Below are 13,269 nucleotides of genomic sequence, written 5' to 3'. Positions count from 1 at the left end.
TTTTTCTTATTTATTACTTACTAGGGTTGATACGGGCTACGTTAATAATATCATGTATTTTCTCTACCAAATCGAGCATGAGAAATCCGTTTCCTTCAGAGCTTTTTCGATATCCAAGAGGAAGCGTCCTTCTTACAAGTTGAGCATAGATTTCGGCTTCGATTAGAGAGCGGCCAAATTCCTTCTCACATAAGTTAATTAATAAAGCTAAAGCTCCTGCCACGTGAGGAGTTGCCATTGAAGTTCCTGAAAGAGTCGCATATTTACCTTCTAAAAAAGTAGAGATGATGTTAACTCCCGGTGCCACTAAATCCACTTCTTCATTGACGTTGGTAAAAGGAGCCAAGCTTAAGCTGTTGTCCACTGCTCCTACTTGAATGACTTCGTTGTAACTTCCTGGATATGAATATTCAAAAGTTTCTTCGCGATCATCACCTTCATTTCCAGCCGCAACAACGACAGAAACATCTTTATTCACAGCATTTTGAACAGCTTCGTGCAGTTCTGGAACGTCTTGTGGTCCCCCGAGTGACATGGAAATAACTCGTGCTCGCTCATTGTTAGGACCTCGCCATTCGACGGCGTAGTTAATAGCGTCAATAATCCATTCGTAATTTCCCGATCCTTCACCGGTAAGTACTTTTAAGCTTAGGATTTTTGCTTTGGGTGCCACCCCTACTACCCCTTCATTATTGAGCGCAGCAGCAATGGTACCAGACACGTGAGTGCCGTGCCCATTATTATCTTCAAATACAGAAGAATCTCCGTCATAATCCGAAGTGAAGTTTCTTCCTCCGATAATACAATCTTTTAAGTCAGGATGATTTGTGTCAACACCAGTGTCGATAACTGCAATTACAATGCCTTCTCCTTGATTGCTTTGTTCCCAAATAGCAGGTGCTTGAATTAAGCTTACTCCTTTAGGCGTTTCGTTTGTTGAGTCGATAATCGACTCAATTGTATAAGGAATTAATTTGACTTGTAACGGTTGTTGAGTCATAGTCATCCTCCTTGAAATGAATTCCATAAAAAATGGAAGTTACTTAATTATAAATTCCCAACTATTGCTATAAATTAAACGCTTTTAATGCGAATCCTTTCTTTTTGAATAAAAAGACTCACAAAAGATGTGAGAAGAGGAAAAAAGACCCTGAAGACAAGCCCGATAGAGATTTTTAATGTTATCTGTGTATTCACTTTTAATGTTTATCTCACACTATAGAAGAAAGAAACTCCAAGAAAAATCACATAGGACTGGTGACTTTTGATATAATTACGAACGGTATGACATTCTCAAAATACATGATATTTATAAATATATATTAATTTGCAAATTACGAAGGGGCTGAGGATAGTGTCAACTTTAACGTCTCAATCCGTCATTAAATGCGGAAAGTATGAGCTGAATTATGCGAATCGTACGCTTATTATGGGGATTTTAAACGTAAACCCGGATTCATTTTCAGACGGCGGAAAATACTACGATGTAGATAAAGCAGTTGCTCATGCTGAGGAAATGGTAAAGCAAGGAGCAGATATCATTGATATCGGAGGAGAATCAACTCGTCCTGGTTATACAAGAATTAGCGATGAAGAAGAGATTAAACGGATTGTGCCCGTTATTTCTGAAGTGGCTAAGCGCGTAGAGGTGCCGATTTCCGTAGATACATACAAATCGGAAGTGGCCAAACATGCGCTAGAAGCAGGAGCACATATTATTAATGATATATGGGGTGCAAAAGCCGATCCTAAAATGGCTCAAGTTGCAGCTGATTATAATGTGCCCATTATTTTAATGCACAACCGTCATGAGCCCAACTATACAAATCTGATTACAGATATGATAAGTGATTTAAAAGAAAGCATCTCCATTGCAAAAGCTGCCGGAGTTCGCGACGATCAAATTATTTTAGATCCAGGCGTTGGCTTTGGAAAAACGGCTGCCCATAATGTAGAAGCAATTCAGCATTTAGATCAGCTGACGAATATGGGTTATCCGGTGCTGCTTGCTACTTCTCGTAAAGGATTTATTGGACAAATAGTGAATGCTCCTCCTACGGAAAGAATGGAAGGAACCGCAGCTACTGTATATGCTGGGATTGCACAAGGCGTTCAAATAGTTCGTGTTCATGACGTATTAGAAATCAAGCGCTTTGTAAAGATGGCAGATGTACTGGTAGGAAAACATGTCTTTCAGTTTTAATAATCATCAAGATAACTGCATTAAAGTCATTTTAAAACCTTAAAATGTCATGTCTATTAGATAAAGATTCCTGAGCAGTGAAGCTCGGGAATTTTTTATGTATGTAAAGTGGCGGAGGAAAATAATGCACGATTGGATGGTTGATTTTACATAATTTAGCTTTATGATAGAAAGAGAAGATATAGCGCTTTCATATTCTGATTAAATTGTGCTGCTTAAAATGAAATAAATAACATCTTGGTATTTAGTCTTATTCAATCACCGAAATATGGAGGAGAGAAGAATGAAATTAGCATTGCTTCTTGTCATTATTATCGGCGTTGCTGCCCTTGCAGGTACTATCAGTGCTGCAAAGAAAGTAGATGAAGATTACGGGAAATCTAAAAAGAAAAGTATAGTGAATTTATCTATTATTTACGGAGTTGTATTCATAGGATCAATCGTAGGAGTAGCATGGTATATTGCAGTGAGACCATAAATAAAGAGGTTGAGACATAACTAAATGAACCGAATCTAAAGACGAACAAATGAGATACATGAGTTGGACTGCTTATTACACCGCAGTTGATTTCCGGGCAAGGCTTCGCTTTCCGCGGGCGGACGCTGAGCCTCCTCGTCGCTTGCCCTCCAATCAACTACTAGAAAAAACGAAACAGGTAAAACGATGTTCACCACAACAAAAAACGAACTATTAATCAAATATGTTGATTAATAGTTCGTTTTGCAATTGAGTTAAAATACTTTTGTCCTAGCCTCTTTATTTTGATTCCAAGGTTAATTCTCCGCTTGAAACAGCTATATCGATAGGGTATTTTCCATTTCCGTATTTTCCTTTTAATACATTCTCTGTTATCGTTGCATTGTTTAACTTAAAATTGTTGTTAATGTCACCGCTGCTTACTTTTCCATTCATTTTAAAACCAGCGCTTTTCGGAAGAACCAGCACGGCATCTCCGGATCCTACATCTACAGAAACGGCCTCTTCTAGCTTTTTAAAATCCATATAGAGATCACCAGATCCAATGCGCGCCTGAAGTTTTCCTTGATAGTTTGTTCCTTTAATTTCCCCAGAGCCGACAGCAAATTTAGCCGTTTGGGTCTCGACATTACTCAGCTGTAAATCTCCAGAATTAACATCCGTACGAAGAGAGGTGCTCATCAAGTTTGAAATGCTTGCATTTCCAGAACCTACTTTAATCGAAACATCTTTCAGCTGAAGCGCTTGTTCAGGATGTGTAGCAATTTGAAGGTCCCCCGAACCTACGTTAAGCGCAAGGTTATGGTGATAATCTTTAGGAATGTAGATTGTTACTTTTGTGTTTGGAAAAATAGAAAGCAATTGAAAGGGACTTTTTTGATACGCGACAACTAGGGTGTCTCCATTTTGCTTTACATCTATTTTTCCTTTACCTTCTACTTTTGTTTTAATATCTTGACGATCTTGCGGAACGACCGTTGTACTAATGCTTGGAGAGTCGATTTGAATACGCTGAATATCACTTGATAATGCCGCTTCAGACTTGGACGTCTTGAATGAACTTAACGACCAGGAGGAAGGCGCAAACGCAGTAGAAAAGAGGACTGCCGTACCACCTATCACTAAAATAAAAGCCAATATTTTTTTCACGTTATAACCCGCTTTCTATCTATAATTAAATTTGTTTTCTTCTACCATAAAGTGTAAAATGAAAACCGGTTAATTTCAACGAACAGCAGGATTATTTTTTTCTACGTCTCAAGTCGTAAAAATGAAATGTTTTTTGTGAGGAGTTAAATGAAAAGCGAAGTAGAGATTTAAACATACTCATCAAAGAATTAATTTCTTTATTTCAAAAACAGGAAAATAATTGAGTTAAAAGAATGATTAAATTCACTTTTTTTGTGTGATTTTCCGATGAGTAGTTCAAAAGAAGTAATAAATAAATAGAATTTTCATACCAATTTTATTATTCCGAAAAACTTTTAAAGTGTTGATTATTAAAAAAATAAAGGGTAGAATTTGTTCATATCAATTGAATACAGCTAAGATTACGATCTTGTATATTATCAGTAATATGGTCTGATAGTCTCTACCTAGTAACCGTAAAAAACTAGACTACAAGAAAGTTTGGATATAAGCAGCAAAAAGAAGGGCGTATTATCATAGATACAGCCTTCTTTCAAAGCTCTTACTTTTCATACTTTCTGTTATTGTCAGAATTTATGAAAAGTAAGAGCTTTTTTTGTTTTTCAAATACACACCTGGGAGTGGCTTGCATGTACTTTTTATTAAATTTATTAGGCGTTTTTGTAGTAATGGGCGTCGTCTTCTTATGTTCTCCTAAAAAGAAAGAAATAAAGTGGCGTCCGATTGCTTCACTATTAGTCGTTGAAGTCCTCATTACTTGGTTTATGTTAGGAACTTCAATCGGAACATGGATCATTAATAAGATTGCTTCGTTCTTTACTTGGCTGATTTCCTGTGCCAACGATGGAATTGCCTTTGCGTTTCCATCCGTAATGGGAAATCAAACGGTTGACTTTTTCTTCAGTGCATTACTGCCTATCATCTTTGTCGTGACGTTCTTTGATATTTTATCTTACTTTGGTATTTTAACGTGGATTATTGATAAAGTAGGCTGGGTCATTTCGAAAGTTTCTCGCTTGCCTAAATTAGAAAGCTTTTTCGCTATCCAAATGATGTTCTTAGGAAATACGGAAGCATTAGCAGTTATTCGTAATCAGCTTTCTGTGTTAAAGGACAACCGTTTGCTTACGTTTGGAATTATGAGTATGAGCAGTATTAGCGGATCTATTATCGGTGCTTATTTAACGATGGTTCCCGCTACGTACGTGTTTACAGCAATTCCACTGAACTGTTTAAACGCGCTTATTTTAGTGAGCTTATTGAATCCAGTTCATGTTACAAAAGAAGAAGATATGATTTACGTACCGCCAAAGTCAGAGAAAAAAGACTTTTTCTCTACCATTTCAAACAGTATGTTAGTCGGAATGAACATGGTAATTGTTATTTTAGCGATGGTTATTGGATATGTAGCTCTTACATCTGCGCTTAACGGTATTTTAGGCGTTATTGTAGACGGCTTGACTGTACAAAAGATTTTCTCTTACATCTTTAGTCCATTTGCATTCTTACTAGGGCTAACGGGACATGATGCCATGTACGTAGCTCAGCTGATGGGTATCAAGCTAGCAACAAATGAATTCGTGGCGATGATGGATTTGAAGAAAAATCTAGATACACTTCCACCGCATACGATTGCAGTTGCTACAACATTCTTAACATCTTTTGCTAACTTCAGTACGGTGGGTATGATTTATGGTACGTATAATTCTACGTTATCAGAAGGTAAATCAACGATTATTGGAAAAAACGTATGGAAACTGCTTGTGAGCGGTATCGCTGTTTCTTTATTAAGTGCTATGATTGTTGGATTGTTTGTTTGGTAAAAAGTGAAAAAGCTGTGCTTTCGTCTTCGAAAGCACAGCTTTTTTCTTGTTGTATCATCTATTCATTTGAAGAAAAACGCTTATGAATATCAACAGTAAAAGGAAATCACACTATTCAAGAAAAATTCATTTTACTTTTGCAGAAAAACATTTTAAATCTAGTGAGCATTATGTTAAGATTACAAAAGGTTGTTTCATTTAAATTGAGAACACCGCATAAATATGTAAGTAAATATGCATAGAAAACAAAGGTTTATTAATTTTTTCTAGGTAATATCTCGTAATAAATAGGTTGAAAGGAAATGTCGTTAATATGATAGAAGGACAACAGCAAACAAATGAATTAAAAAAGACGATGAAAAGCAGACATTTGTTTATGATTTCGCTCGGCGGGGTTATCGGTACAGGTTTCTTTTTAGGAACAGGATACACGATTAGCCAAGCAGGGGCGATTGGAGCTATCCTTTCGTTTATCGTAGGTGGCTTCATTATGTACTTAACAATGCTTTGCTTAGGGGAACTTGCAGTAGCAATGCCAGTTTCTGGTTCGTTTCAGACATATACAACAAAATTTATTGGCCCTGGCGTTGGTTTTGCTTTTGGATGGTTATATTGGTTGGGCTGGGCTGTAACGGTTGCATTAGAATTTTTGTCAGCAGGTCAGCTTATGCAAAGATGGTTTCCTGATTCTCCTGTATGGATCTGGTGTGCTATATTTGCGCTTTTATTATTTTCATTAAATGCACTGTCAGCTAAAGCGTTTGGTGAAGCGGAGTTTTGGTTCGCCAGCATTAAAGTGTTAGCTATTATTTTATTTATCGTACTTGGTGGAGCTGCTATGTTTGGTTTTCTTCCATTAAGCAATGGAGACAGCGCGCCGCTTTTCTCTAACTATACGGCTCACGGCGTGTTCCCTCACGGAATTAGTGCCGTGCTGATTACGATGATTACAGTTAACTTCTCATTTCAAGGTACGGAGCTTATCGGTGTAGCTGCTGGGGAAAGTGAAAACCCAGACAAGACTGTACCAAGAGCCATTAAACAAACGGTATGGAGAACGCTTGTATTTTTTGTACTAGCTGTAGCTGTCTTAGCGGGGATGATTCCGCTTGAAAAAGCAGGCGTAGTTGAAAGTCCATTTGTTGTTGTATTTGACCAAATTGGTATCCCATACGCAGCGGACATTATGAACTTTGTTATCCTAACGGCACTGTTATCTGTAGCTAACTCAGGTCTTTATGCAGCAACGCGTATGCTGTATTCATTGTCAAAAGATAACATGGCAAGTTCAGCTTTCATGAAAGTAAATAAACGCGGTGTGCCGATGAACGCCTTGCTTTTAACATTAGGCATTGCACTTTTATCTTTGCTTTCAGGATTCTTTGCTCAAGAAACAGTATTTGTATGGCTTATTTCTGCAGCGGGTTTAGGTGCACAAATTGGCTGGATTACAATCGCTGCATCACTGCTTGCATTTAGAAAAAGATATATAAATCAAGGAGGGCAAATCGAGGATTTAAAATTCAAAGTCCCTCTTTACCCGGTATTACCTTTAATCGCATTAGTATTAAATACGATTGTACTTGGAAGCATGGCATTTGATGCAGAGCAGCGAATGGCACTGTATGTCGGTATTCCACTAGCGCTGCTGTTTTATGCTTATTATCATGCACGTGTAAAAAAGAAAGTTGATTTATCTATCAGCCGTCAAGAAGTGCAGCTTAAAGACGACAAAAAGGTAATTTTATAAAAATCAAAAAGACGCAAAAGCCCAGGTTTTTGCGTCTTTTTTTATATCTTATTTGTAAACTTAAATTAAAATTAAGTTGACAAATAAAAAGAGATTATTGCAAACTTAAAGCAGCGAACAGAGAAAGGAGGGTGAACATGAAAACGAGAACAATGGCGTATGTTTCTTTATTTGCTGCTTTAACGGCGATTGGTGCATTTATAAAAATTCCTATTCCCTACATACCGTTTACTCTTCAAATTGTTCCTGTCTATTTAGCCGGGGCGCTGTTAGGACCGCGTTTAGGTTTGTATAGTCAGCTATGCTACATAGGTATCGGGTTAATCGGTGTTCCGGTTTTTGCAGAAGGAGGAGGTTTAGGGTATATCTTCAAACCAACGTTTGGCTATTTAATTGGCTATGCTGCAGGGTCATTTATGAACGGCTACCTTATTCAAAAATATGACTTAAAGAAACCTTTTTCTATCTTTTTAGCCAACTTATCTACATTGGTTATTGTGTACGTATTCGGGTGCGTTTGGCTTTACGGAGCAATGAAATGGATAATTGAAAAGCCACTTTCACTGAGTGATACACTTCTTTTTGGAGCTGTTTTGCCAATGCCTGGAGATCTTTTATTGTGCATTTTATGTTCAGTGCTGATTCACCGAATGAAGCCTCAATTTAGCCGTTTATCATCAAAGCGGGCTAAAGCGGGGTAATGAAGACATAGAAAAAAGAGGAGGAAAGAAAGTGGGCAAAGCGTATTTTATTACGGGAACTGGAACAGATATTGGTAAAACGCTGGTGACAAGCATTTTGTATAAAGTACTTAGCCGTCTAGGAATAAAAACGACAATTTGCAAACCGTTTCAAACCGGCTACCAAGATGAAATCGGAGGTTATCCAGATATTCACTGGTTTGAAACAAGGCTCGGAGTAGCAAATACAGGTATTTATCAGTTAAAGCCAGAGACGTCTCCTCACTTGGCTATTAAACTGAGCAATAGGCAAGTAGAGCCTTCAATCGTCTTAAAGCGCATTAATGAATTAAAAAAGGCATTTGACGTAGTACTCGTGGAAGGAGCGGGAGGACTTGCCGTACCTTTAATTGAAGAGGAAACAACGTTTTATATGACAAAAGATTTGATCCTAGATGCACAAATGCCGGTTATTGCTGTTGGAACAACGGAATTAGGAGCTATTCACGATGCGCTTTCTACCTTTTCATATGCAAGTGAGCATCATCTTAAAATCAACGGACTCATTTTTAATCGTTTTAATCACAGCAGTATCATTCATAAAGACAATGTTCGAACGATTGAAAAGCTGCTTCAAGTCTCTTCTTTAATGACTGTACCTGTATTTACTCATATCGATGAAGAGTTAGAAGCATATATTGAGAAATTGGTGAGGCAAAAAAGTGTGATTCAACATATTCAGGAGGTGTTTGACTGTGTCGTATCAAAAAGCTGAGCTGGAAAAATGGGATAAAGAATATGTATGGCATCCCTTTACACAAATGAAAGCTTACCGTGAATCGAATCCCCTTATCATTGAAAGAGGAGAGGGAAGCTATTTGTATGACGTAGCGGGAAACAAATATTTAGATGGATACGCTTCTCTATGGGTGAACGTGCATGGACATAATGATCCGGAATTAAATACAGCTTTACATATACAAGTGGAGAAATTAGCGCATTCTACGCTGCTTGGATCGGCAAACGTTCCATCCATTTTGTTAGCTAAAAAGCTAGCGGAAATTACTCCTGGCAGCTTATCGAAAGTATTCTATTCTGATACAGGCTCTGCCGCTGTTGAAATTGCGTTGAAAATTGCCTATCAATATTGGCAAAATCTCGACTCTGCAAAGTACAAAAACAAAAGTAAATTTATCTCATTGAATGAGGCATATCACGGAGATACAATCGGAGCAGTCAGTGTAGGAGGCATGGATTTATTTCATCGCATCTTTAAGCCTTTACTGTTTGAACGCATTCCCACACCTTCTCCTTACATCTACCGTATGGACGGGTTCGAAACCGAAGAGCAAGCTTCAGCTTACTGTATTCACCAGCTGGAGAAGCTCTTGCAGAACAACGGAGAAGAAGTAGCCGGCTTGATTATTGAACCGCTTGTGCAAGGAGCAGCGGGTATTATTACTCATCCTCCCGGTTTTTTAAAACAAGTAGAGCGTCTGTGCAAAGCGTACGGGGTATTGCTCATTTGTGATGAAGTAGCTGTCGGATTCGGGCGAACAGGAACGATGTTTGCATGTGAACAAGAAGACGTAGTACCAGACATTATGTGTGTAGGAAAAGGGATCACAGGAGGATATATGCCGCTTGCTGCTACGTTAACAAGCGAACAGATATTTAATGCTTTTTTAGCTCATCCAGATGAAAATAAAACGTTCTTTCATGGACATACGTATACGGGAAATCAATTGGCCTGTACAGTAGCGCTTAGAAATATTGAACTGATAGAAGAAAGAGAGTTAATCCGTAGTGTAAAAGAAAGGTCGAAAGTTTTTAAACGTTATCTATTAAAGCTTTATGAACTGCCTAACGTGGGAGACATTAGACAAAGAGGATTAATGGCAGGAATCGAGGTTGTCAAAGACCGCCAAACAAAGTCTATTTTTGAAGATAAAAAAGTGATGGGAGATATTATTTTAGCGGCTCGCCAAAAAGGTTTAATTATCAGAGAGCTAGGTCCTGTAATTACGATGATGCCTATTCTTTCAATGACGGACGAAGAATTAAAAACAATGGTTGAAATTGTATATGAATCAATTAAAGAAGTAATCGCACGCTATACAGTGAGTTAAATAAAAAGAGACTAAGACAAAAATATTTTATTTAATTGAAAAAAGATCCGAACGATTTATCGTTCGGATCTTTTTTCAATCAATAAATGTTTTTAATACTTGATAGTCGCAGTGATCGCACATGCTGATTTTCATCTTTTAATAGAAGAGTTTGTTCGAGCAAGTTTAAGTTTTGAATATAACCTTTGACCGTTTGAACAAAACCGTTGTTTTGATAGTTAATAGTTAGTAATTTATTCGTTTTTAATGCTTTTAAAATCATACCTGTTTTCTCCCTTCTTATATCGCAGTTGACGAAAAACTACAAAATAATGAAGAAGCATTGGAGGCTTGTATTATTTATAAAAATTACTCTATTTTTTATAAATGCTCTCCTGCTACTAATAGTAGAGAATGATGGTGAAAAACAGATGAAAGATAAAGAATAAGGTTTGATTTATTGTAATGAACTGACTTTTCCTTTACAAATACCTATTTCAAATTTCTTTTTAGTGATAAAATACTGTTAGTGAAATAACTACTTCTTTTCATTAAAGGGTAAGAACGGGTTATATTGATAGAGTTTTAGTTCTCTATTTCTAGTAATGAAATAAGAGATAGAGAAATAGACTAATAAAAATCAATCAAGGAGTTTTTGTATGGATCAGAGTTTTATTTTAAATCTTTTAGAAATTTTACTCATTAACATTGTACTAAGTGGCGATAACGCAGTCGTGATTGCTTTAGCTTGTCGGAATCTTCCGGACGAGCATCGAAACAAAGCGGTTGTTTTCGGTACATTAGGAGCGGTTGTATTACGTGTAGGGCTAACGTTTGTCGCTGTATATTTATTAACAATCCCATTTTTAAATTTCATCGGAGGCCTGCTGCTTCTATGGATTGCGATTAGTCTTTTAAAAGGGGAAGATGACGGAGATATTAAAGCGAATTCAACTCTAGCAGGTGCTATTAAAACAATTATCATAGCGGATCTTGTTATGAGTTTAGATAACGTAGTAGCGGTTGCGGGTGCGGCCAACGGCAGTATTCTACTCATTATCCTTGGTCTTGTTATCAGCATTCCGTTAATCATTTGGGGAAGTCAGCTTTTAATGAAAATCATGGAAAAATTCCCGATTATCATCATTGCCGGAGCAGCGCTTCTTGGCTATACTGCTGGTGAAATGATCTTTAAAGACAAAGCGGTAGGACATGTATTAGAAGGGTTAAATCCGCATTTGCATACAATTGTTCCTATTTTGTTAGCTATTTTAGTTGTTGTTGTTGGGAAACTTAGCGGACGTTCTAAAAAAGAAACGCATTAATCCTAAAAAAGAGGTTGGGACAAAAGTATTTAAGATGAAATGAAAAAAGAACCACTAATCAATTTTGATTGGTGGTTCTTTTTTTTGTTGTGGTGAACGTAGGCTTCATTTGTTTAGATCCTTCTAGCAGTTGATTGGAGGAAAAGGCGAAGACTCCTGCGGGAAAAGCGGAACAGATGAGACCCCGCAGGAGCGTACGCGACGAGGAAGCTCATCGGCCGCCCGCGGAAAGCGAAGTCTTGTACGGAAATCAACTGCGGTGTCATAAGCGGTTCAGCTCATGTATCCCATTTATTCGTCTTTAGATTGGATTCATTTGGCTATGTCTCAACTTCTTTTTTATTATTTAGCTAATGGAGGTGCGGAATTAACGTCTTGTATCGTCTCTACAGGAGGATGAAATTCATTTTCCATTTTCGATACAACTACAGTTGCTACACCATTTCCAATTAAGTTTGTAATGGCACGAGCTTCCGACATGAAGCGGTCTACCCCGATTAACAGCGCGATTCCTTCAACTGGAATCATTGGGAATGCAGCAAGCGTAGCTGCTAGTGTAATAAATCCAGAGCCAGTAACTCCGGCCGCTCCTTTAGACGTTAGCATTAAAATACCAAGTAGCGTAATCTCTTGCATTAACGACAAGTCGACTCCATACGCTTGAGCGATAAAGATAGCAGCCATGGATAAGTAGATTGCTGTTCCATCTAGGTTAAATGAGTAACCAGTTGGAATGACAAGTCCTACTACAGATTTTGAACATCCGTACTTCTCCATTTTGTCCATCATTTTTGGCAGTGCAGATTCCGAAGAAGACGTACCTAATACAAGTAGAATTTCTTCTTTAATAAAAGCAATGAATTTAAAAATATTAAATCCATAAATCTTAGCGATGGTTCCAAGTACAAATACAATAAATAAGAACATAGTAATGTAAACAGATCCCATTAAGAAACCGAGTTTTTGAAGAGAGCCTATTCCAAAGTTACCGATCGTATAAGCCATCGCTCCGAACGCCGCAATAGGTGAAAGTTTCATAATCATATTAACAATGCCAAAGAAAATATCTGTACAGCGTTCAAAGAATGTAATGACAGGAGCCGCTTTTTCGCCGAGTGTAGCTGTAGCCATTCCAAATAGTACGGCAAAGAATAAGATTGGCAATAATTCACCATTTGCCATTGCGCCAAATACGCTGTCTGGAATAATTCCCATGATAAACTCCATAAAGCCATGCTCCGCTTCAGCTGCTTGCTGCGTATATTGAGTAACATCAGCTCCGCTTGCGCCATTGATATTAAAGCCAGCCCCAGGCTTGATAAAGTTTACAACGATAATTCCAATTGCTAAGGCAAAAGTAGTGACAATCTCAAAGTATAAAAGAGCTTTACCTCCAATTCGTCCCACTTTCTTTAAATCTCCCATGCTTCCGATACCGATGACCACTGTTAAGAAAATAATTGGGGCAATCACCATCTTAATTAATTTAATGAAGATATCAGCCAATACTTTTAATTTAGCTCCAAATTCAGGAAACATAAAGCCAATTGCAATACCAAGAAGGATACCAATGACAACTTGAACGGTTAGGTTTTTAAAACTTAATTTCATATGTAATGCTCCTTTCGAGAATGTTTTTGTTAACGCTTACATTATTCTTATCCTTATATTAACTGATAATTTTAACTATTTATATTTCTGGTGATAATGTTCTTTTTGGTCATTTTGGTCAAAAAAAGTGATGAACATATAG

Annotated in this window: 13 protein-coding genes and 1 riboswitch; of the genes, 9 read left to right on the top strand and 4 right to left on the bottom strand. The window is 37.5% G+C overall.

What is annotated here, in order from left to right:
* Positions 1–13: 13 nt before the first annotated feature.
* Positions 14–1,000, bottom strand: a complete 987-nt coding sequence (locus tag ACRPLQ_RS15240) for a S8 family peptidase (RefSeq protein ID WP_080754379.1) — start codon at positions 998–1,000, stop codon at positions 14–16.
* A gap of 354 nt (positions 1,001–1,354) precedes the next feature.
* Here ACRPLQ_RS15240 and folP point away from each other — a divergent pair, with 354 nt between their 5' ends.
* Together folP and ACRPLQ_RS15230 are read left to right on the top strand one after the other, a co-directional pair.
* Complete coding sequence (folP, locus tag ACRPLQ_RS15235; protein WP_155010415.1) at positions 1,355–2,203, top strand: dihydropteroate synthase; 849 nt, start codon at positions 1,355–1,357, stop codon at positions 2,201–2,203.
* A gap of 283 nt (positions 2,204–2,486) precedes the next feature.
* Positions 2,487–2,681: a hypothetical protein gene (locus ACRPLQ_RS15230; protein ID WP_013055532.1), complete on the top strand. Its 195-nt coding sequence runs from the start codon at positions 2,487–2,489 to the stop codon at positions 2,679–2,681.
* 279 nt (positions 2,682–2,960) lie between these two features.
* Here ACRPLQ_RS15230 and liaG read toward each other — a convergent pair whose 3' ends face one another.
* Positions 2,961–3,830: a LiaG family protein gene (gene liaG, locus ACRPLQ_RS15225; protein ID WP_432236150.1), complete on the bottom strand. Its 870-nt coding sequence runs from the start codon at positions 3,828–3,830 to the stop codon at positions 2,961–2,963.
* A 389-nt stretch (positions 3,831–4,219) separates the two neighbouring features.
* Positions 4,220–4,321: riboswitch (purine riboswitch) on the top strand.
* A 138-nt stretch (positions 4,322–4,459) separates the two neighbouring features.
* Here liaG and ACRPLQ_RS15220 point away from each other — a divergent pair.
* The 5 genes from ACRPLQ_RS15220 (at position 4,460) to bioA (ending at position 10,212) form a co-directional block, all read left to right on the top strand.
* On the top strand, positions 4,460–5,653 hold the full coding sequence (locus ACRPLQ_RS15220) for a NupC/NupG family nucleoside CNT transporter (protein WP_028412102.1): 1,194 nt from the start codon (positions 4,460–4,462) through the stop codon (positions 5,651–5,653).
* Positions 5,654–5,966: 313 nt separating this feature from the next.
* A complete protein-coding gene (locus ACRPLQ_RS15215) occupies positions 5,967–7,403 on the top strand; it encodes an amino acid permease (protein WP_013055535.1) in 1,437 nt (478 codons plus the stop codon).
* A gap of 137 nt (positions 7,404–7,540) precedes the next feature.
* Positions 7,541–8,104: a biotin transporter BioY gene (locus ACRPLQ_RS15210; RefSeq protein ID WP_033578115.1), complete on the top strand. Its 564-nt coding sequence runs from the start codon at positions 7,541–7,543 to the stop codon at positions 8,102–8,104.
* 31 nt (positions 8,105–8,135) lie between these two features.
* Complete coding sequence (bioD, locus tag ACRPLQ_RS15205; RefSeq protein ID WP_033578116.1) at positions 8,136–8,858, top strand: dethiobiotin synthase; 723 nt, start codon at positions 8,136–8,138, stop codon at positions 8,856–8,858.
* The gene (gene bioA / locus ACRPLQ_RS15200; protein ID WP_028412105.1) at positions 8,839–10,212 is read left to right on the top strand and encodes an adenosylmethionine--8-amino-7-oxononanoate transaminase; all 1,374 of its coding nucleotides are present in this window, start codon (positions 8,839–8,841) and stop codon (positions 10,210–10,212) included. The genes bioD and bioA overlap by 20 nt, the downstream gene beginning before the upstream one ends.
* A 79-nt stretch (positions 10,213–10,291) precedes the next feature.
* Here bioA and ACRPLQ_RS15195 read toward each other — a convergent pair whose 3' ends face one another.
* Complete coding sequence (locus ACRPLQ_RS15195; protein ID WP_013081858.1) at positions 10,292–10,474, bottom strand: YolD-like family protein; 183 nt, start codon at positions 10,472–10,474, stop codon at positions 10,292–10,294.
* A 376-nt stretch (positions 10,475–10,850) separates the two neighbouring features.
* Here ACRPLQ_RS15195 and ACRPLQ_RS15190 point away from each other — a divergent pair, with 376 nt between their 5' ends.
* Positions 10,851–11,516: a TerC family protein gene (locus ACRPLQ_RS15190; protein WP_028412106.1), complete on the top strand. Its 666-nt coding sequence runs from the start codon at positions 10,851–10,853 to the stop codon at positions 11,514–11,516.
* 130 nt (positions 11,517–11,646) lie between these two features.
* Entirely contained in the window at positions 11,647–11,784 is a 138-nt protein-coding gene (locus ACRPLQ_RS15185) for a hypothetical protein (RefSeq protein WP_165635495.1), read from the top strand.
* Between the two features lie 74 nt (positions 11,785–11,858).
* Here ACRPLQ_RS15185 and ACRPLQ_RS15180 read toward each other — a convergent pair whose 3' ends face one another.
* Positions 11,859–13,127 carry a dicarboxylate/amino acid:cation symporter gene (locus ACRPLQ_RS15180; protein ID WP_013055541.1) on the bottom strand — a complete coding sequence of 423 codons (1,269 nt, stop codon included), beginning with the start codon at positions 13,125–13,127 and terminating at the stop codon, positions 11,859–11,861.
* Between the last annotated feature and the right edge of the window lie 142 nt (positions 13,128–13,269).

It is taken from the genome of Priestia sp. TRN 1309 (genome assembly GCF_050846875.1).
In the GTDB taxonomy this organism is placed as follows: domain Bacteria; phylum Bacillota; class Bacilli; order Bacillales; family Bacillaceae_H; genus Priestia; species Priestia zanthoxyli.
This window is presented reverse-complemented; position numbering and strand designations above follow the sequence as displayed.

Coding starts and splice junctions, on each gene's coding strand:
- ACRPLQ_RS15240 (WP_080754379.1), bottom strand. CDS start 1,000: ATGACTCAACAACCGTTACAAGTCAAATTAATTCCTTATACAATTGAG.
- ACRPLQ_RS15230 (WP_013055532.1), top strand. CDS start 2,487: ATGAAATTAGCATTGCTTCTTGTCATTATTATCGGCGTTGCTGCCCTT.
- ACRPLQ_RS15220 (WP_028412102.1), top strand. CDS start 4,460: ATGTACTTTTTATTAAATTTATTAGGCGTTTTTGTAGTAATGGGCGTC.
- ACRPLQ_RS15215 (WP_013055535.1), top strand. CDS start 5,967: ATGATAGAAGGACAACAGCAAACAAATGAATTAAAAAAGACGATGAAA.
- ACRPLQ_RS15210 (WP_033578115.1), top strand. CDS start 7,541: ATGAAAACGAGAACAATGGCGTATGTTTCTTTATTTGCTGCTTTAACG.
- ACRPLQ_RS15195 (WP_013081858.1), bottom strand. CDS start 10,474: ATGATTTTAAAAGCATTAAAAACGAATAAATTACTAACTATTAACTAT.
- ACRPLQ_RS15190 (WP_028412106.1), top strand. CDS start 10,851: ATGGATCAGAGTTTTATTTTAAATCTTTTAGAAATTTTACTCATTAAC.
- ACRPLQ_RS15180 (WP_013055541.1), bottom strand. CDS start 13,127: ATGAAATTAAGTTTTAAAAACCTAACCGTTCAAGTTGTCATTGGTATC.